Source organism: Pelomonas sp. Root405 (assembly GCF_001425165.1).
GTDB lineage: Bacteria > Pseudomonadota > Gammaproteobacteria > Burkholderiales > Burkholderiaceae_C > Pelomonas.
Genome location: NZ_LMDU01000001.1, coordinates 1,223,694 through 1,240,002, shown reverse-complemented (window position 1 = coordinate 1,240,002; position 16,309 = coordinate 1,223,694). Strand labels below are relative to the sequence as shown.

Annotated in this window: 21 protein-coding genes; 11 read left to right on the top strand and 10 right to left on the bottom strand. The window is 70.2% G+C overall.

From position 1 onward, the window contains the following. Together recJ and ASC81_RS05615 are read left to right on the top strand one after the other, a co-directional pair. Positions 1–1,719, top strand: coding sequence for a single-stranded-DNA-specific exonuclease RecJ (gene recJ, locus ASC81_RS05620; RefSeq protein ID WP_056263614.1), 1,719 nt, complete (start codon positions 1–3; stop codon positions 1,717–1,719). A 67-nt stretch (positions 1,720–1,786) separates the two neighbouring features. After that, positions 1,787–2,647 carry a 3',5'-nucleoside bisphosphate phosphatase gene (locus ASC81_RS05615; RefSeq protein WP_056263613.1) on the top strand — a complete coding sequence of 287 codons (861 nt, stop codon included), beginning with the start codon at positions 1,787–1,789 and terminating at the stop codon, positions 2,645–2,647. A 26-nt stretch (positions 2,648–2,673) separates the two neighbouring features. Here ASC81_RS05615 and ASC81_RS05610 read toward each other — a convergent pair whose 3' ends face one another. Further along, entirely contained in the window at positions 2,674–3,288 is a 615-nt protein-coding gene (locus tag ASC81_RS05610) for a Sua5/YciO/YrdC/YwlC family protein (protein WP_056263611.1), read from the bottom strand. A gap of 140 nt (positions 3,289–3,428) precedes the next feature. On the opposite strand from ASC81_RS05610, the gene ASC81_RS05605 reads away from it, so the two are divergent. Further along, the gene (locus ASC81_RS05605) at positions 3,429–4,064 is read left to right on the top strand and encodes an L-threonylcarbamoyladenylate synthase (protein WP_056263608.1); all 636 of its coding nucleotides are present in this window, start codon (positions 3,429–3,431) and stop codon (positions 4,062–4,064) included. Positions 4,065–4,209: 145 nt separating this feature from the next. Beyond that, complete coding sequence (locus ASC81_RS05600) at positions 4,210–4,494, top strand: hypothetical protein (protein WP_056263607.1); 285 nt, start codon at positions 4,210–4,212, stop codon at positions 4,492–4,494. Between the two features lie 94 nt (positions 4,495–4,588). Here ASC81_RS05600 and ASC81_RS05595 read toward each other — a convergent pair whose 3' ends face one another. Beyond that, entirely contained in the window at positions 4,589–4,933 is a 345-nt protein-coding gene (locus tag ASC81_RS05595) for a glutaredoxin family protein (protein ID WP_082536270.1), read from the bottom strand. Between the two features lie 21 nt (positions 4,934–4,954). Beyond that, positions 4,955–5,851 carry a polyphosphate kinase 2 gene (gene ppk2 / locus ASC81_RS05590; RefSeq protein ID WP_235533571.1) on the bottom strand — a complete coding sequence of 299 codons (897 nt, stop codon included), beginning with the start codon at positions 5,849–5,851 and terminating at the stop codon, positions 4,955–4,957. A 133-nt stretch (positions 5,852–5,984) separates the two neighbouring features. On the opposite strand from ppk2, the gene ASC81_RS05585 reads away from it, so the two are divergent. The 3 genes from ASC81_RS05585 to ASC81_RS05575 are packed head-to-tail and all read left to right on the top strand — an operon-like array spanning position 5,985 to position 9,619. Continuing rightward, positions 5,985–6,362: a BlaI/MecI/CopY family transcriptional regulator gene (locus ASC81_RS05585; protein ID WP_056263604.1), complete on the top strand. Its 378-nt coding sequence runs from the start codon at positions 5,985–5,987 to the stop codon at positions 6,360–6,362. Then, the gene (locus tag ASC81_RS05580) at positions 6,355–7,557 is read left to right on the top strand and encodes a M56 family metallopeptidase (RefSeq protein ID WP_082536268.1); all 1,203 of its coding nucleotides are present in this window, start codon (positions 6,355–6,357) and stop codon (positions 7,555–7,557) included. The genes ASC81_RS05585 and ASC81_RS05580 overlap by 8 nt, the downstream gene beginning before the upstream one ends. Positions 7,558–7,612: 55 nt before the next feature. Beyond that, positions 7,613–9,619 carry a DEAD/DEAH box helicase gene (locus ASC81_RS05575; protein WP_056263600.1) on the top strand — a complete coding sequence of 669 codons (2,007 nt, stop codon included), beginning with the start codon at positions 7,613–7,615 and terminating at the stop codon, positions 9,617–9,619. Here ASC81_RS05575 and ASC81_RS05570 read toward each other — a convergent pair. From ASC81_RS05570 to ybaK, 5 genes are all read right to left on the bottom strand, one after another. Continuing rightward, positions 9,616–9,987, bottom strand: a complete 372-nt coding sequence (locus tag ASC81_RS05570; protein WP_056263598.1) for a RidA family protein — start codon at positions 9,985–9,987, stop codon at positions 9,616–9,618. The two genes, ASC81_RS05575 and ASC81_RS05570, sit on opposite strands and share 4 nt — an antisense overlap. Continuing rightward, complete coding sequence (gene plsY / locus ASC81_RS05565; RefSeq protein WP_056263597.1) at positions 9,984–10,646, bottom strand: glycerol-3-phosphate 1-O-acyltransferase PlsY; 663 nt, start codon at positions 10,644–10,646, stop codon at positions 9,984–9,986. Before plsY ends, ASC81_RS05570 begins: the two co-directional genes overlap by 4 nt. Positions 10,647–10,682: 36 nt before the next feature. Then, the gene (locus ASC81_RS05560; RefSeq protein WP_156391774.1) at positions 10,683–11,015 is read right to left on the bottom strand and encodes a hypothetical protein; all 333 of its coding nucleotides are present in this window, start codon (positions 11,013–11,015) and stop codon (positions 10,683–10,685) included. Between the two features lie 96 nt (positions 11,016–11,111). Further along, on the bottom strand, positions 11,112–11,585 hold the full coding sequence (locus ASC81_RS05555; RefSeq protein ID WP_056263595.1) for an MgtC/SapB family protein: 474 nt from the start codon (positions 11,583–11,585) through the stop codon (positions 11,112–11,114). A 32-nt stretch (positions 11,586–11,617) separates the two neighbouring features. Then, the gene (gene ybaK / locus ASC81_RS05550; protein WP_056263593.1) at positions 11,618–12,106 is read right to left on the bottom strand and encodes a Cys-tRNA(Pro) deacylase; all 489 of its coding nucleotides are present in this window, start codon (positions 12,104–12,106) and stop codon (positions 11,618–11,620) included. An 85-nt stretch (positions 12,107–12,191) separates the two neighbouring features. Between ybaK and ASC81_RS05545 the strand changes: the two genes are divergently transcribed. The 4 genes from ASC81_RS05545 to ASC81_RS05530 all read left to right on the top strand — a co-directional run bounded on the left by ASC81_RS05545 (position 12,192) and on the right by ASC81_RS05530 (position 14,432). Further along, positions 12,192–12,740, top strand: a complete 549-nt coding sequence (locus ASC81_RS05545; RefSeq protein ID WP_056263590.1) for a DUF2975 domain-containing protein — start codon at positions 12,192–12,194, stop codon at positions 12,738–12,740. Between the two features lie 122 nt (positions 12,741–12,862). Then, positions 12,863–13,090, top strand: a complete 228-nt coding sequence (locus ASC81_RS05540; RefSeq protein ID WP_056263589.1) for a helix-turn-helix transcriptional regulator — start codon at positions 12,863–12,865, stop codon at positions 13,088–13,090. A gap of 4 nt (positions 13,091–13,094) precedes the next feature. Beyond that, positions 13,095–13,814 (top strand): hypothetical protein, encoded by a 720-nt coding sequence (locus ASC81_RS05535; RefSeq protein ID WP_056263588.1) that lies wholly within the window; start codon positions 13,095–13,097, stop codon positions 13,812–13,814. A gap of 3 nt (positions 13,815–13,817) precedes the next feature. Continuing rightward, the gene (locus ASC81_RS05530; RefSeq protein WP_056263587.1) at positions 13,818–14,432 is read left to right on the top strand and encodes a hypothetical protein; all 615 of its coding nucleotides are present in this window, start codon (positions 13,818–13,820) and stop codon (positions 14,430–14,432) included. A gap of 101 nt (positions 14,433–14,533) precedes the next feature. Here ASC81_RS05530 and ASC81_RS26880 read toward each other — a convergent pair whose 3' ends face one another. Both ASC81_RS26880 and ASC81_RS05520 read right to left on the bottom strand, forming a co-directional pair. Next, positions 14,534–15,505: a MaoC/PaaZ C-terminal domain-containing protein gene (locus tag ASC81_RS26880; RefSeq protein ID WP_056263586.1), complete on the bottom strand. Its 972-nt coding sequence runs from the start codon at positions 15,503–15,505 to the stop codon at positions 14,534–14,536. Positions 15,506–15,522: 17 nt separating this feature from the next. Next, complete coding sequence (locus tag ASC81_RS05520; protein ID WP_056263583.1) at positions 15,523–16,305, bottom strand: hypothetical protein; 783 nt, start codon at positions 16,303–16,305, stop codon at positions 15,523–15,525. Positions 16,306–16,309 lie beyond the last annotated feature (4 nt).

Below are 16,309 nucleotides of genomic sequence, written 5' to 3'. Positions count from 1 at the left end.
ATGACATCGCCCCGGCTGGTCGAGCGAGACGTGCCGCCCCGCACCGCCTGGGCGCTGGAGCAGGCCGGCATCGCACCGCTGCTGGCCCGCCTGCTGGCCGCCCGCGGTGTGCGCGAAGCCGTGGAACTGGACGAAAGCCTGCAGCAGCTGCTGCCACCCACCGGCCTGAAGGGTCTGCCCGAAGCCGCCCGCCTGCTCGCCGACGCCATCCAGGCCGGTGAGCGCATCGTCATCGTGGCCGACTACGACTGCGACGGCGCCACCGCTTGCGCCGTCATGCTGCGCGGCCTCAAGCTGCTCGGCGCCCAGCATGTCGGCTACGTCGTGCCCGACCGCGCCGTGCACGGCTACGGCCTCACGCCCACCATCGTCGACCTGGCGCTGGAACAGCAACCCGCGCTGCTCGTCACGGTGGACAACGGCATCGCCAGCCTCGCCGGCGTGGCGCATGCGCGGGCGCGCGGCCTGAAGGTGCTGGTCACCGACCACCATCTGCCGGCCCTCGTCGACGGCGCCGTCGTCGTCCCGGATGCCGACGCCATCGTCAACCCCAACCAGCCCGGCTGCGGTTTCGCGAGCAAATCACTGGCCGGTGTCGGCGTGGCCTTCTACGTGTTGATGGCGTTGCGCGCCGAGCAGCGTTCGCGCGGCCTGTTCATCGCCGAGGTGCCCCGGCTGGACGGCCTGCTCGACCTCGTCGCGCTCGGCACCGTCGCCGACGTGGTGAAGCTCGACGCCAACAACCGCCGCCTTGTCGCACAGGGCTTGAAGCGCATGCGGGCCGGCCGCGCGCAGCCCGGCGTCATGGCGCTGTTCAGCGCGGCCAAGCGCGATGCATCCAAGGCCCAGGGCTTCGACCTGGGCTTCGCGCTCGGGCCGCGCATCAACGCCGCCGGGCGGCTGGCCGACATGACGCTCGGCATCGAGGCGCTGACGACCGACGACCCGGAGCGGGCGCTGGCGCTGGCAGTCCAGCTTGACGCCATCAACCGCGAGCGCCGCGAGATCGAGAGCGGCATGCGCGAGATGGCCGAGGCGCGGTTGGACGCCCTCGTCGAGGCGCTGTCGGGCGCCCTGCCCCCAGCCGTCGCGCTGTTCGACGCCGACTTCCACGAAGGTGTCGTCGGCATCGTCGCCTCGCGCATCAAGGACCGCGTGCACCGCCCCACCTTCGTCTTCGCGCGCGGTGCCGATGGCCACCTGAAGGGCTCGGGCCGCTCGATCCCCGGCTTCCATCTGCGCGACGCCCTCGACCTGGTCAGCAAGCGCGACCCGGACCTGCTCGCCAAGTTCGGTGGCCACGCGATGGCGGCCGGCGCGACGCTGGCGGTCGATGATGTGAACCGCTTCGCGCTGGCCTTCGCCCGCGTTGCGGAGGAATGGCTCAACGAGCAGGACCTGACCCGCACGCTGCGCCATGACGGCGCGCTGCCCCCTGGCGCAGCGACGGCCGAGACGGCGCGGCTGCTCGACGCGCAGGTCTGGGGTCAAGGCTTCGAGGCGCCGGTGTTCTGCGACCGCTTCGAGCTGATCTCGCAGCGCCTGGTGGGGGAGAAGCACCTCAAGCTGAGGCTGCGCCAGGACGGCCGGCTGATCGACGCCATCTGGTTCAACCATATCGACATGCTGCCCGAGCGCGTCACGCTGGCCTATCGGCTGAGCCTGGATGAATGGCAGGGCCAGCAGCGTGTGCAGTACGTCATCGAAGCGGCAGCCTGAAGGCGCTCGTGGCGTGCGAGTGCCACTGGTAACGGCTCCGGCAAGACGAGGCTGACACAATTGCGACGTGAACCTCGACCCCACGCTCAACGCCGATCTGCATTGCCATTCCGTCATTTCCGACGGCACGCTGACCCCCGAGGCGCTGGCCGAACGCGCCAAGGCGGCTGGCGTCGAACTGTGGTCGCTGACCGACCATGACGAGATCGGCGGCCAGGCCCGCGCCATCGCCGCGGCCCAGGCCCTGGGCCTGCCCTACCTGACCGGCACCGAGATCTCCGTGACCTTCGCCGGCCGCGTGGTCCACATCGTCGGCCTGGGCTTCGACCACGAATCGGCCGAGCTGCGCGACGGCCTGCGCGCCACCCGTGGCGGCCGCGAGGCGCGCGCCCGCGAAATGGCGGCCGGGCTGGCCCAGGTCGGCATCACGGGCGCCTTCGAGGGCGCCTTGAAGTACGTCGGCAATCCCGAGCTGATTTCGCGCACCCACTTCGCCCGCTTTCTCGTCGACGGCGGCCATTGCTCGGACGTGTCCGAGGTGTTCCGCCGCTACCTGACGGAGGGCAAACCGGGCTTCGTTGAGCACAAGTGGGCGCGCCTGAGCGACGCGGTGGGCTGGATCAAGCGCGCCGGCGGCGTGGCCGTCATCGCCCATCCGGGCCGCTACGGCTTCACGCCGACCGAGGAGTACGCGCTGATCACCGAGTTCATCGGCCATGGCGGCCGCGGCATCGAGGTCGTCACCGGCAGCCACACCACGGCCGAGTTTGTTCAGTACGCCGACACGGCGCTTGAATTCGGCCTGCTGGCCTCGCGCGGTTCGGACTTCCATTGCCCGCAAGAGAGCCGCACCGACCTGGGCACGCTGCCGCCGCTGTCGGCGCGGCTGACGCCGGTCTGGGCCGAGCTCGCCGACCGCATCCACTGAGCGCCAGGGCGCTGAGGCCTCGCCTCTCAAGCCAGCGCAGGTTCGAGGAACTGCCAGCGCGACAGGCCGGGCCGCGGCTGCAGCAAGCCGTGCAGGTCCACCACCTCGACGGCTCCGGCCGCGGGCAGTGCGCCGACATCGAGGGCGACGTCCAGCTGCCATGCGCTGGGCAGTTGCTCGATGTCAGAGGCGACGGTGCTCGGCAGCCCGATCAACAGCGGCTCGTCGAGCAGCGCCATCAGCCCCTGGGCAGCAACATGCCCGCTGAAGTGCAGCAGGCTCACCGCGCCGGGTGAGCCGACAAGGCGACGCGGCAGGCGGCGGGTGCTCGGCAGCGCAAATGACTGGGTGCCATCGAGCGCCGCCCGTATCACGCGGAAGGCGTGGTTGCCGATCTGCAGATAGTTCGCGGCCTGCGCCAGGTCGCGGCACAGCAAGCCCACCGGCGCCCGCCCGGCCCGATCGGCATGGCGGCGCAATCGGTCCGACGCCAGCTTGTCGTCCAGCCGGCAGGCCAGGCCATAGCCCGCCGCCGTGGGCAGCGCCGCCACGGCCCCACCGCGCAACTGCAAGGCGATGCTTTGCAGCAACCGGCTCTGCGGGTTGTCGGGATGGACCTCGTAGCGAAGAAAACGTGCCATGGCGAAACAGTAAACCGGGCAGGGCACGGCACTCGTCAGACAACAGCACCATGCCGCGCCAGCGGAGGTCGGCATACCGGTTGCCCGGATTCAGCGCCCGACCGGTATACGCTCGCGAACGCCGCCCACCGCAATCCCCCATGGCCCAGCTCTTCGAAGTCCACCCCGACAACCCGCAGCCGCGCTTCCTGCGCCAGGCAGCACAAATGCTGCAGGCCGGCGGCATCGGCGCGATACCGACCGACTCCAGCTACGCCTTCGTCTGCCGCCTGGACGACAAGGCCGCTGCCGAGGCGCTGCGCCGCGTGCGCGGCGTGGACGACAAGCACCACCTCACGCTGCTGTGCCGCGACCTGTCGGAACTGGCCAACTACGCGATGGTCGACAACCGACAGTACCGCCTGCTCAAGCTGGCCACGCCGGGCGCCTACACCTTCATCCTGCCGGCCACCAAGGAAGTGCCGCGGCGCCTTTCCCACCCGAGCCGACGCACCATCGGCCTGCGCGTGCCCGACCACAAGGTCACGCAAGACCTGCTGGCCCTGTTCGGCGAGCCGCTGCTGTCGACGACGCTGATCCCCCCGGGTGACAGCGAGCCGATGAACGACGCGGCCGACGTCTGCGCGCGCCTGGACCGGCAGCTGCAGTTCGTGCTGGACGCCGGCGCCTGCCCGGCCCAGCCGACCACGGTGCTGGACATGAGCCAGGGCGACGAGCCGGTACTGGTGCGCCAGGGGCGCGGCGAGCTGGCGCGGCTGGGTTTGCAGCTCGACTAGCCGCAGCTCATCCATCGTTCTTGCAGTTCATCCGGCGCGACCCGCGATTGATCGCAGCTGCCTGGAAGCGGCCGGGCTCATTGCCGAAACTGACTCCATCGAACAAGCAATCACGCGGTTCGAAACCCACCGAACGGAGTCCATCATGAGCAAGCAAACCACCTTCTTCAGTGCCCTTGCCGCCGCTGCCCTCGCCTTCTCGGCCTTCGCCGTGCAAGCCGCCCCGCAAGCCACCGTCAAGCTCGAACGCGTCGTCGTCACCGGCAAGGCCGTGCGCGAAGTGGCTCAACTGCCGCGAGTCGTCGTGACCGGCTACGCCCAACGTGAAGTGGCCCAACTGCCGCGCGTCGTCGTCACCGGCTACAGCGACGCCACGCTGCTGCGCCAGACGACGCTGGCCGCCGCCAAGACCAGCACCAAGCGCATCTGAACGGCGTCGTCTGCAATGCCCACGACGCCAACGTCCACCGCCGCCGAGCCGAGTCGCCAGCGCTGCTGAGTCAGCGTTGCCGACTCGGCTCGGCCTATTCCAGAATTTCGATGATGCGGGCGCGGTCAAAGCCCAGCACGCGCTGGCCGCGCACGACCAGCGTCGGTGTGCCGGCGCCGCCCAGCGCCTGGTAGTCCGCCAGGCACTGCGCATCGCGCTCGATGAAGCATTCGCTGAAGGGCACGCCTTCGGCCTTCATCCAGCGCCGCGCGGCCGTGCACCAGCCGCAGGTCTCCGACGAGATCATGCGGATGTCGCCCGGCTTCACGCGCTGCGCCAGCAGTTCGCCGTCGGCGGCGGAGACATGGCTGCGCCAGGCCCACGAACCCAGCACGGTCACACCGACGACGACGAGCAAGGAGAGAGGAGGCCATTTCATGGACCCAATGCTAGACGCCGCTCAATAGACCTCGGGCACGACGATGTTGTCCGGCACCGGGTTGCGCAGGTAGTCCTCACGGCGTTCACGCGCGGGCAGCTCGATGTCGGCATGCGGTACCTCCTGGTAGGGCATCTGGCCCAGCAGGTGGTGGATGCAGTTCAGCCGTGCGCGCTTCTTGTCGTCGGCCTTGACGACCCACCACGGCGACTCGGGGATGTGGGTGCGCTCCAGCATCACCTCTTTGGCCGAGGTGTAGGCCTCCCAGCGGCGGCGCGACTCCAGGTCCATGGGGCTCAACTTCCATTGCTTGAGCGGGTCATGGATGCGACCCAGGAAGCGCACGCGCTGCTCGTCGTCGCTGATCGAGAACCAGTACTTGATGAGCTGGATGCCCGAGCGCACCAGCATGCGCTCGAACTCCGGCGCCGAGCGGAAGAACTCTTCGTACTCGTCGTCGGTGCAGAAGCCCATCACGCGCTCGACGCCGGCGCGGTTGTACCAACTGCGGTCGAACAGCACGATCTCGCCAGCCGCCGGTAGGTGCGACACATAGCGCTGGAAATACCACTGCGTGCGCTCACGGTTGTTGGGCGCCGGCAGCGCTGCCACGCGGCAGACGCGCGGATTGAGCCGCTGCGTGATCCGCTTGATGACACCGCCCTTGCCGGCGGCGTCGCGGCCTTCGAACAGGATGACGACCTTGTGGCCGCTGTGCACCACCCAGTCCTGCAGCTTGACCAGCTCGCTCTGCAGCCGGAACAGCTCACGGAAATAGCGCTTGCGCTCGGCCGACGCGTCGTCGCTGGCCACGACGCCGGGCTCGCGGTCCTCAAGTTCAAGCTCCAGCTCCTCGTCGAAATCGTCCTGCAGGTCGCGGTGAATGCGCTTCACCAGTTCGTCTTCGATGTGGCTCACTACAGCGGCTCCGGGCCGCGACGGCGGCCGAACCCGGGATGCTCGATCAACAATGTGGCGACGTCGTGACAACCCGGGCTTGACGTCATCGTTTACAAGCGTAATCATTAACCATCGTTTACAGACGTAATCAATGACGACGCCACCCACCATCAGCGATGCCGAGAGCATGGTCATGCGCCAGCTCTGGCAGCGCTCGCCGCAGACCGCCGAAGACCTCGCCACCACGCTGGGCGCCAGACAGGGCTGGCAGCCGGCTACCGTGAAGACGCTGTTGAACCGGCTGCTGAAGAAGGGGGCCGTGACCGCCGAGCGAGACGGCCGGCGCTTCCTGTACGCGCCTGCCATTCCTGAAGAGGCATGGGTCGCCGACACCGGTCTGTCGCTGATCGACCGGCTTTTCGGCGGGCGGCTGGCGCCGCTGGTGGCGCAGTTCGCTTCCGAGCGCAAGCTCAATGCCGACGACATCGCGGCGCTGAAGGCGCTGCTGAAGGAGCAGGGGCATGACTGACGCGATGCTCACCGTCCTGCTGCAGCAGTCGCTGCTCCTCTGCCTCGGCATTGCGCTGCTGCGGGCGCTGCGCCCGCTGCTGAAGCGGCTGAGCGCCGGTGCCACCTATGCGGCCTGGCTGCTGCTGCCGGCTTTGCTTCTAACGCCGGCGCTGCCACGCCCACAGCAGGAGCCGCTCGCCGTGGTGCTGCAGGCCGCTGCCGGCGGCCAAGCCGGCCTGTTGCCCGCGCTGCCGGCACCACTGTCCAGCCAGGCACCCCTCTGGCTGCTGTTGTGGCTGGGCGGCGCCGTCGTCGTCGTTGCCGTGCAGGCGCGTCGGCAAAGGCGGCTCGCGCGCTTCGGAGATCGGCTGCCAGCGGGCACCAGTCCCGCGCTCGTCGGCTTGCTGCGCCCGCGCATCGCGCTGCCGGCGGACTTCGAATCACGCTTCGACGTAGCGGAGCGAGAGCTCGTCATTGCCCATGAGCAGGTGCACCGCGACCGACTCGATAACCTCTGGAACCTGCTCGCCTGCGCGATCACGGCACTGCATTGGTGGAACCCGCTGGCCTGGTGGGCTGCGAGACGCATGCAGGCCGACCAGGAGCTGGCCTGCGATGCCGCGGTGCTCGCCACTCGACCCGCGGCCACCGCCATCTACACCCGCGCGCTGCTCGCGGCACATGGGCTCAACAGCCTCGGCGCGCCGCTGGCCAGCCGCTGGGGCACCACCCACCCACTCGTCGAAAGGATTGAAATGCTGAACCACCCCCGCCTGCTGCCACGCCGCCGTGCCGCCGTGCTCTGTGCCGCGCTGCTGGGCATCATCGGCGCCGCCTATGCCGCGCAGGGCAGCGAGCCCGACGCGCCGGTGGCGGCCAGCGCGCAGAAGATCGAGATCCAGCTCCAGGTGTCCACCGGTGAATTCAAGGCGTCGCCGCGCCTGATCACGACGCTCGGCGCGCGCACCAGCATCCAGTGGGGCGCCACGCCGGCCAGCAGCTGGCGGCTGGACTTCACAGTGACCCAGGACCCGGACGGCCAGCTGCAGGTCGTGACCGAACCCCGCTACGGCGACAAGCCGCTGGCGCGCCACACCGGCCACGTTGCGTCGGGCAAGAGCGTTGCCCACCGGGTCGGCGGCAACGATGTGCCCACGTTGCAGATGACGCGGGTCGTCAAGCTGTTGCCGGCCGACTTCAAGATGCCACCGTGATGGCAGCGGGCGGCGGCTAAAGTGCCGCCCTCCCGTACCCGCCCCTTTCCCGCCGATGAGCCTTGCCGACGTCCGCGCGGCGCTGACTGCCGAGCTGTCGGCCACGCCCGAGTTCTACGACTTCAAGGTGCTTCACACCGAGCGCGACGGCGCGCTTTGGCGGGTGACGCTGGAGCCGGGCTACGTGTTCGCCGAGGGCCAGCGGCCGGGCGCGGCGTCGGCCCAGGCGCTGCTGGACGACAGCCTGGACGGCGCCAGCGCCTGGTGGGGCGCGCCGGCCAAAGGCGGGGCCAGCGTGCTGGCCGTCGTCGCCGAGGACGACCAGCTGGTGCTGCAGAACGCCAGCAGCGCCCCACCACCGCCAGACCACCTGATCCGCCTGTATCCGACGCGCTTCCTGAACGCGGTCGCCGACGCCTGGTGGGACACCCCGTGGGCGGAGCGTGCGCTGGCCTGCCTGCCGGACCTGAGCCGGCCGCAGCGCGTCGACGCCGGGCCGGCGCTGACCGGCGCGCCCTTTCGCTGGCTGCGCACAGCGCAGCGTGAGGCGCTCGCCCTCGTCGGCCACAGCAGCGCCTTTCTGTGGGGCCCGCCGGGCACCGGCAAGACGACGACGCTCGGCGTGCTGCTGGCCGAGTACCTGGACACACGGCCCGACGCGCGCGTGCTGCTGCTGTCGACGACCAACCACGCGGTGGACCTCGCGACGCTGGCGGTCGACAAGGCGCTGCAGAAGGGCCGGCGCGAGCAGCACCGGCCGTGCGTGCAACGGCTGGGCACGCGCTTCGATGCGGCGGCCTATGCCGGCCGCGAGCACCTGATCCCGACCGAGGACGCCGACCTGATCGCGCGGCTGGCCCGCGCCGAAAGCCAGCGTCCGTCGGCGCGTGACGCGAACGCGCTGAAGGCCTGGGCCGACCGCGTGGCGGCCCTGCGTGACGAGCTGCGCGCCGCGTCGCTGAAGGTGCTGCGGCGCTGCCGCCTGGCCGCGATGACGACGACGCGCGCGGCCTTCACGCTGAAGTCGCTGCGCGAGCTGAGCGCCGACGACGAGCCGCCCTTCGACCTGGTGGTGTTCGACGAGGCCAGCCAGGTCAGCCTGGCGCACGCGCTGGTGCTGATGCCGCTGGGTCACGCCCGGCTGTTCGCGGGCGACCCGCAGCAACTGTCGCCGGTGCTGCGCAGCGAGGACCGTGGCGCGCGGCGCTGGCTGGGGCGGTCGGCATTCGGCGAGATGCCGCGCAAGGGCGCATCGGTCGCGCTGCTGGACGAGCAGTCGCGCATGGCGGCGCCGATTGGCGACCTGGTCAGCCAGCTGTTCTACGACGGCGCCTTGCGCGTGGCGACCGACACCACGGCCGACTGGCAGGCGGCGCGCCGCCGTGCCCTGGGCGCCATCGGCCCCGATGAACATGTGCAGGTGCACCGCATGCAGCACGACGGCGGTTGGTCGGCGCAGGCGCGCGGGCCGGTGCGGCGCGAGTCGGCCGAGGCGATCGCCGAACTGATTGCGGGCTCCTTGACCAGCGGCGCCTGGCGCCCTGACGAGCTGATCGTGCTGACCCCGTTCCGCGCCCAGCGGGCACTCATCCGGCGCTGCCTGCAGGCGCGGGGCCTGCCCGACTCGCTGCGGGTCAGCACGGTGCACCGGGCCCAGGGCAGCGAGGCGCCGGTCGTGCTGTTCGACCCGGCCGACGGCGCCCAGCTCTTCTTGCAGGGCGAGGAAGCGCAGCGCCTGCTCAATGTCGCATTGAGCCGCGCGCAGGCCAAGCTGGTGGTGTTCGTGTCAGGCGCTGACGCGACCAGCCCGTTCCTGGCGCCGCTGGTTCAGAAACTGCGGCTGGCGGCGGACGACCGCACCGCCCAGCCCTTGATCGAGCTGGCACGCCAGCCTGGCTTTCCGGCCAATGCCATCGGGCGTCGTGTCACCGCAGGGCGGCACAGCGGCGAAGTCGCGCGCGTCAGTGCCGACGGCAGCCAGTTCTGGTTGATCAACGCGAGCACCGGCGCGCAGCAGGTGTTCGACACCGACTTCTGGCGCCAGCGCGCCAGCGGCGCTTAGACGGCAGCCGTGACGACGATCTCGACCTTCCACTCGGGCCTGGCCAGGCCGGCGATCACCGTGGCGCGCGGCGGCGTGTGGCCGGTGGCGACCCAAGCGTCCCAGGCGGCGTTCATGCCGGGGAAGTCGGCGCGGTCGGCCAGGTAGATCTGGGCGCGCAGGATGCGGCTCTTGTCGGTGCCGGCGCGCGCCAGCAGCTTGTCGATGGCGGCCAGCACCTGGGCCGTCTGGCCGGTGATGTCCGCGCTGGCGTCCTCGGGCACCTGGCCGGCCAGGTAGGCAACGCCGTTGTAGACGGCCATCTCGGACAGGCGGGCGCCGATGTCGAAACGTTCGACAGCGGAGGAGGAAGGGGTGGAGGCGGTCATGCTTTCTTCCGGTTCTTGGCGGGTTTGACGGGTTTGGGTGCGGGCGCCGCGGCCTTGTGTCCAAGCTTGCTCTCGGTGCCCGCCATCAGCTTCTTGATGTTGGCCTGGTGGCGCCAGACCAGCAGCAGGCCCATGATGATCAGGGCCAGCGCGGTGGGGCCGGCTTCCCAAATGAGCAACTGATACATCGGCGCGAACGCGGCCGACACGATGGCGGCCAGCGACGAGTAGCGGCTGAACCAGGCAATGATGAGCCAGGTCGCCAGCGTGAACAGACCCAGCACCGGGTTGAGCGCAAAGATGACGCCGGCCGCCGTGGCCACGCCCTTGCCGCCCTTGAACTTGAAGAAGATGGGCCACAGGTGGCCGAGGAAGGCGGCCAGCCCGACCAGCGCGGCCGTGCCCTCGCCCAGTCCGAAGCGCGCTCCCCAGATCAGCACGGCCAGCACGGGCAGGTAGCCCTTGAGCGCGTCGAAGGCCAGCGTCAGGACGGCGGCAGCCTTGTTGCCCGAGCGCAGCACGTTGGTGGCGCCGGGGTTGCCCGAGCCATACGAGCGCGGGTCCGACAGGCCCATGGCCCGGCTGATGATGACGGCGAAGGACAGCGAGCCGATCAGGTAGCCGACCAGCGCGGCAAGCAGGGGAAGGACGGTTTGCATGGGGCGGCATTGTCATGCAGCCCGAGGCGCCAGGCGCTAACGCCGGCGCGCCCGCCACCACAGCTGCAGGCGCCGCCAGCGCGCCAGCAGAAAGAGGATGAGCTTGCCGACCGGCTTGCGCAGGAATGGCACGTCCTCGGCGAGCAACAGCAGGCCGACCGGCAGCCATTCGATGCCGATGATGGGCATGAACCAGAAGGCCGCCGCCGCGATGCACAGCAGCCCCGCCGGGATGCGCAGCCAGATCGCCTTCGGGCTGCGCAACCACGCCAGCCAGCGGGCGGCACGGCCGGGCAACACGTCCGTGAGCTGCGCGAACGCCAGGTCCAGCGTCTCGCGGCCCGTCATGCGTTGGGTTTGCGTCGACATCGCGGCCAGTGTGGCAGCTGCTGCCGGCACGCCGATCAGGGGTGGCGCGCTGCGCTCGTAGGACGAGGCCGCATGCCGGGCAGCAGCACCGGCAGGTCAGGGCTTGCCACGGCTCAGCAGCCGGGGCAACACCGCGAGCACGGCGAGTGTCAGGAAGGTGCTGAGCAGCGCCGTGGTCTCGCGGCCCAGCCCGCAGGCCACGCCGATGGCGGCCGTCATCCAGATGCCGGCCGCCGTCGTCAGGCCCTGGGTGTCTTCCTCGGTGTTGCGCTTGATGATGGCCCCCGCGCCGAGAAAGCCGATGCCGGTGACGATGCCCTGGATGACACGGCTCATGTCGGCGATGGCCATGCCGTCAAGCTCGGGCACCAGCACGAACAGCGCCGCGCCCATCGCCACCAGCATGTGAGTGCGGATGCCGGCAGCCTTGCCCTGGCTTTCACGCTCATAGCCGAGCACGCCGCCCAGCAGGGCCGCTAGCAACAGCCGCGTCAGGATGCGCGTGACCTGCTCGACGTCGGGCGTATCGGAGAACTCGGATTGCAGCGTCGCAACGATGGTGTCCCACATGAGCGGTCTCTCAGGCAAAGGGCGTGCCGGGGTCAGTTGGCACAGTTGACGGGCCGGGCGCCCAGCAGCTCGGTGAGCACCTGGGGTGAGATGCCGACAAGATAGCCGCGCCGCCCGCCGTTGATGCAGATCTTCTGCAGCGCCAGGATGCTGGCCTCGACGAATACCGGCATGGGCTTGCGCACGCCGAACGGCGACGTACCACCGACTTGGTAGCCGCTGTGGCGCTGGGCCACGTCCGGCTTGCAGGGCTCGACCTTCTTGCAGGGAATCTGGCGTGCCAGCTCTTTCAGGCTGACCGTCTTGTCGCCATGCATCAGCACGATCAGCGGCTCGGCCTTCTCGTCCTGCATGACCAGGGTCTTGACCACGGCATGCTCCTCGACGCCGAGCTGCTTGGACGACTCCGCCGTGCCGCCGTGCTCGACGTAGTCGTAGACATGCTCGGTGAACGCAACGCCGGCCCGCTTCAGTGCCTGGGTTGCCGGGGTTTCGCTGACATGCGTGCTCTTCTTGCTCATCTGCTCGGATCTGGAAGGTGATTGATTCTGTTGTGCGGCAAGTAATTATTGTTTTACAGTAAGTTTTTTGAAGCCAGCCGCCGCCATGCCCGACTCATTCTCCGCCGAAGGCCTGCGCCGCATCCGCCGCCTGGCCTGGGTCGTGCGGTTGCTCTGCCTGTTCGGCGTCGTCGTCATCGGCACCCTGCCCTTCATCTTCTGGGCTGACCCGATGTGGGTCGCCGAGATCGCGACGCGCACCTGGAACCTTGACCGGATGCAGCTCGACATGGGCGCCCGGCTGGGTGGGCTGGCCGCGTCGCTGCTGCCGACTTCGGTCAGCCTGTTCGCGCTGTGGCAGATGTGGTCGCTGTTCGGCTGCTTTGCCCAGGGCGAGCTGTTGGCGCGCCGCCCCGCCCTGCACCTGCGCCGACTCGGCTTTGGGCTGTGCGCCCTGGCGGCAGCCCAGCCGCTGGGCCATACCTTCGCCATCCTTGCGCTGACCCTGGGCAACCCTCAGGGCGAGCGCCGGATCGCATTCAGCCTTTCGTCGGACCACTACCTGGTGCTGCTGTTCGGCCTGCTGCTGCTGGCTCTGGCGCAGGTGCTGCACGAAGCAGCGCGCGTCGCTGACGAGAACGCCGAGTTCGTCTGATGAACGCCAAACGCAACCACAGAGGCACAGAGGCACAGAGGCAGCTCCAAGAACGCACGGTCTCTGTGTCTCTGTGCCGCTGTGGTTGCATTCCTGCGCTGCCCCATCCAGCCAGCTGACACATGCCCATCATCGTCACCCTCGACGTCATGCTCGCGCGCCGCAAGATGCGCTCGCGCGAGCTGGCCGAGCGCGTGGGCATCACCGAGGCCAATCTGTCGCTGCTGAAAAGCGGCAAGGTGCGCGGCGTGCGCTTCGACACGCTGGCACGCATCTGCGACGCCCTGCAATGCCAGCCGGGCGACCTGCTCGCCTGGGAACCCGGCCCCGAGCCCCCTGAAGAGACCTGACCCCATGCTGCGCCCCCTGCTTGCCTGCTGGCTGCTTGCCACCTCCACCGCCCAGGCCCAGAACGAAGTCCTGCCCCCCGTCAAGACGGAGCTCAAGCGCGACGGCAGCGTGCTGCCCTATGGCCAGATCAACAGCCTGCTGACCAAGCTGCGCGCGCACGGCGAGGGGCTGTTCCGCATGGACTTCAAAGTCGACACCGAGAAGTCCAAGATGCCATTGGCCGATGTGCGCCTGGCCGTGCGGAGCGACGACAACGACTACCCCATCAAGGTCGACGGCGAAGGACGCTTCGACCTGCCGCTGCTGCCCGAGGTCGAAGCCAGGACCGCCGACTTCGCCACCAATGCGGCCAAGGGCCAGATGGCCGTGCGCGGCACCCTTGAGCTGACCACGCCGCCCGAGCAGCTCGACATGGCCAAGGTGCGCCAGGTCATGCGCGTGGCGCGCACGCTGCGCGAGGAGCTGCTGCCTTTCTACCTGCGCTGGCTGTTCCCGCGCATCGACGCCGTGCGCATCTGCAGCGACACGCCCACCTGGGAGCTGGAATGGCGCGAGAACGGCCAGCTGATGGGCCTGCGGCTGCCACCGGCCGACACGCGCGAGCCGGGCACGAAGAAAGGTGAGGCGAGCCGGCCCTGCACGCTGCTGACCGGCCAGGAGAACTGGCCCCAAACGGCCCGACTGCTGCCACCCCCGGGCAGCAAGCTGAGCATCAAGTTCTAGCGCATGAACCACCGCTGGCTCGCACGCGGCGTCGTCGTCGCACTGCATGCGGCGGCGCTGCTGGCGCTGTTGGCGTACCGGCCGCCGCGCCTGGCCGAGCCGGGCGAGCGGCGCCTCACAGCCATCCGGCTTATCGAGCCGCAGCGGCCGCGGCCAGCCCCGCCCGACCCGCTGCGTCCGGTCGCGCCGCCACTGACGTCGCCGCCGATCATGCGGCCGCCGGTCATCAGTCCCGACGCGGCCGAGCCGGATGGCGCGGCGGCCCCGCCGGCAACTGCCGCTGAACCGCAGTCCGCGCCCGCCGAACCACCGCGCACGACGCTGCGTCTGACCCTGCCGCCTGGCTATGCCGCCTCGACCGCTGCGGCGCGCAATCCGGCGCTCAGCGACCCGCGCAGCAACTCGCCCAAGCCGACGCTCGAAAGCCGCATCGCCAACGCTGCCGCCGTCACCGGCGAGTGGGTCGAGGAGCGCACCAGCGACGGCCGCACACGCCGCCGTCGCGGCGACACCTGTGTGGAGACTCAGGAATCCCGCATCGCCAGCATCGACCGCTTCAACCAGAACGTCGCGCCACGCGCTGCGCCCATGACCGGCCAGACCTACAAGTGCCAGTGATCGCCGCGCGCCAGCCCGGCTTCGCGCTGACCGGCGATGGCAAGACCTGGACCTTGATCTGGCGATTCAACTATCGGCGCGCAGCACCCTGAGGCGCGGCGTCAGTTCTGCGCCCGACCGAACACCAGCACCCGGCCGGCTTCGTCCAGCAGCTCCAGCGCGTCGCCGCGCAGCACCAGGCGCAGCGTCTGGCCGAGGTAGGCCGGCTGGGCGAATGTCAGCTGCAGCCGCTGCAGCGGCGCCTGCAGCCGGTGCAGTTCGCTGACGATGAGATTGCGCAGCGCCAGCCCCTGCGCAAACGGCCGCGGCAGGCCGAACAGGCGCGCGGCCAGCGCCGTGGTGTGCACCGGGTTGTGGTCGCCCGACACCCGGCCGTAACGACGCCCGAGGTCAGCCGGCAGCTGCAGCGGCAGCACCCGAGTGCCCGCTGCGGCGACATCGATCCCAGGCCGGCGCCTGCGCAGGCCCGACAGGTCGCGTTGTGCGTGGCGGTCGTCCAGTGGCGGCAGCTGCGCCCAATCGTGCGTGGGCACGTGGCGGATGACGAAGCGGTCCTCCACCGCCGCCAGCAGCCCGCCGCCCTCGGCCGCGGGCAGGTGGATCTGCGTCCTCAACACCACCAGGCCCTTGTCCTCGGCCAGCCGCCAGCAGCCGTCCAACTCGCAGACCAGCGACTGCTGCGCGGCCGCGGCAAAGGTTTCCGGACCGACGCGGTACTCGGTGCGGTGCTGCACATGCAGCAGGCGCCGGAAGTTCAGGCCGAGCTGGCCGAACAGCCGGGTATAGAGCAGCGTGCCGACGCTCTGGTTCACCAGCAGCGGGCAGGCGGCGTCGGCGTCGAACAGCGCCTGCCAATCGCGCCGCAGCGCCGGCGGGATGCTGACCGGCGCCGACAGGCGCGGCTCGTCCACCGTGGCGCGCAATCGGTGCCGGCGCAGCAGGTTCATCACGGTGGCCGGCCAGTAGTGCGCGGCATAGGCCAGCCGGCGGTCGCAGCCGGGCAGACGCAGCGCGCGGGCTGGCACAACGGGCGCCTGGGTGGCGATGCCGGGCAGCGGATGGGTGGCGGTCATGGCAGCTCCTTGAAGGCTCAAGTGGTGAGGGCCGCGCTGCGGCGACGCAGGGGCGGCTGGCGCAGCAGCACCAGCGTGAACAGGGCGGCGCCCAGCGCCAGCGCCCAGGCGGTGGCGGCCGGCAGCGCCAGCAGTGCGGCGGCCAGCACGGCCAGGAAGACGGCCTTGGCCGCCGTGCCGTCCAGGTAGCCGCCCAGGAAGCGGCAGGCCACGGCCGCGCCTTGCCGGCCATGCAGGCCGTGCAGGGTGCTCATGCCCACGACGGGAAGGGCCGCCAGCAGGCCGCAATGGCTCGGCCCGCCCATCTGCACCAACGGGCCGATCAGCGCGGTCAGCAGCGCAGAGACACCCGCAGTCAGCAGCAGCTCTCGATGCCAGCGGCCGGGCCGCGGCGCGGTGGCGGCGGGCTTGGGCATCAGCCGCACGGCAATAACGCTCAAGGTCGCGGCCAGCACCAGCCCGCCCATCACGCTGCCGCCCAGCCAGGGCTGCAGCCCCAGGACGCCCAGCGCGCCCGCCGCCAGGCCGGCGGCCAGACAGCGCCACGGACCATGGCGCAGGCTCAGGCGGCCGTAGACGAGCACCAGCAGCGGCGTCAATGCCGTGCACAGCAAGGCCGAGGTGGCGGCCTCGGCCGCGAAGGGCGCGCCCTGCTCCACGCCCAGCCAGAACAGCGCGGGCGCCGACGTCAGCGGCAACGCAGCGGCCAGGCCGCCGAAGCGCGGGCCGGCACGCCGCAGCAGCACCAGCAGGCCGGCGACGACGGCTGCCGTGGCAAGGGCTTTGAGCAGCAGGTCCATCGAG

What these genes read in the sequence shown, in the direction of transcription:
- recJ (WP_056263614.1), top strand. Translation starts at nt 1, where the DNA reads ATGACATCGCCCCGGCTGGTCGAGCGAGACGTGCCGCCCCGCACCGCC.
- ASC81_RS05610 (WP_056263611.1), bottom strand. Translation starts at nt 3,288, where the DNA reads ATGGCACGTTTTCTTCGCTACGAGGTCCATCCCGACAACCCGCAGAGC.
- ASC81_RS05605 (WP_056263608.1), top strand. Translation starts at nt 3,429, where the DNA reads ATGGCCCAGCTCTTCGAAGTCCACCCCGACAACCCGCAGCCGCGCTTC.
- ASC81_RS05600 (WP_056263607.1), top strand. Translation starts at nt 4,210, where the DNA reads ATGAGCAAGCAAACCACCTTCTTCAGTGCCCTTGCCGCCGCTGCCCTC.
- ASC81_RS05595 (WP_082536270.1), bottom strand. Translation starts at nt 4,933, where the DNA reads ATGAAATGGCCTCCTCTCTCCTTGCTCGTCGTCGTCGGTGTGACCGTG.
- ASC81_RS05585 (WP_056263604.1), top strand. Translation starts at nt 5,985, where the DNA reads ATGACGACGCCACCCACCATCAGCGATGCCGAGAGCATGGTCATGCGC.
- ASC81_RS05580 (WP_082536268.1), top strand. Translation starts at nt 6,355, where the DNA reads ATGACTGACGCGATGCTCACCGTCCTGCTGCAGCAGTCGCTGCTCCTC.
- ASC81_RS05575 (WP_056263600.1), top strand. Translation starts at nt 7,613, where the DNA reads ATGAGCCTTGCCGACGTCCGCGCGGCGCTGACTGCCGAGCTGTCGGCC.
- ASC81_RS05570 (WP_056263598.1), bottom strand. Translation starts at nt 9,987, where the DNA reads ATGACCGCCTCCACCCCTTCCTCCTCCGCTGTCGAACGTTTCGACATC.
- plsY (WP_056263597.1), bottom strand. Translation starts at nt 10,646, where the DNA reads ATGCAAACCGTCCTTCCCCTGCTTGCCGCGCTGGTCGGCTACCTGATC.
- ASC81_RS05560 (WP_156391774.1), bottom strand. Translation starts at nt 11,015, where the DNA reads ATGTCGACGCAAACCCAACGCATGACGGGCCGCGAGACGCTGGACCTG.
- ASC81_RS05555 (WP_056263595.1), bottom strand. Translation starts at nt 11,585, where the DNA reads ATGTGGGACACCATCGTTGCGACGCTGCAATCCGAGTTCTCCGATACG.
- ybaK (WP_056263593.1), bottom strand. Translation starts at nt 12,106, where the DNA reads ATGAGCAAGAAGAGCACGCATGTCAGCGAAACCCCGGCAACCCAGGCA.
- ASC81_RS05545 (WP_056263590.1), top strand. Translation starts at nt 12,192, where the DNA reads ATGCCCGACTCATTCTCCGCCGAAGGCCTGCGCCGCATCCGCCGCCTG.
- ASC81_RS05540 (WP_056263589.1), top strand. Translation starts at nt 12,863, where the DNA reads ATGCCCATCATCGTCACCCTCGACGTCATGCTCGCGCGCCGCAAGATG.
- ASC81_RS05535 (WP_056263588.1), top strand. Translation starts at nt 13,095, where the DNA reads ATGCTGCGCCCCCTGCTTGCCTGCTGGCTGCTTGCCACCTCCACCGCC.
- ASC81_RS05530 (WP_056263587.1), top strand. Translation starts at nt 13,818, where the DNA reads ATGAACCACCGCTGGCTCGCACGCGGCGTCGTCGTCGCACTGCATGCG.
- ASC81_RS26880 (WP_056263586.1), bottom strand. Translation starts at nt 15,505, where the DNA reads ATGACCGCCACCCATCCGCTGCCCGGCATCGCCACCCAGGCGCCCGTT.
- ASC81_RS05520 (WP_056263583.1), bottom strand. Translation starts at nt 16,305, where the DNA reads ATGGACCTGCTGCTCAAAGCCCTTGCCACGGCAGCCGTCGTCGCCGGC.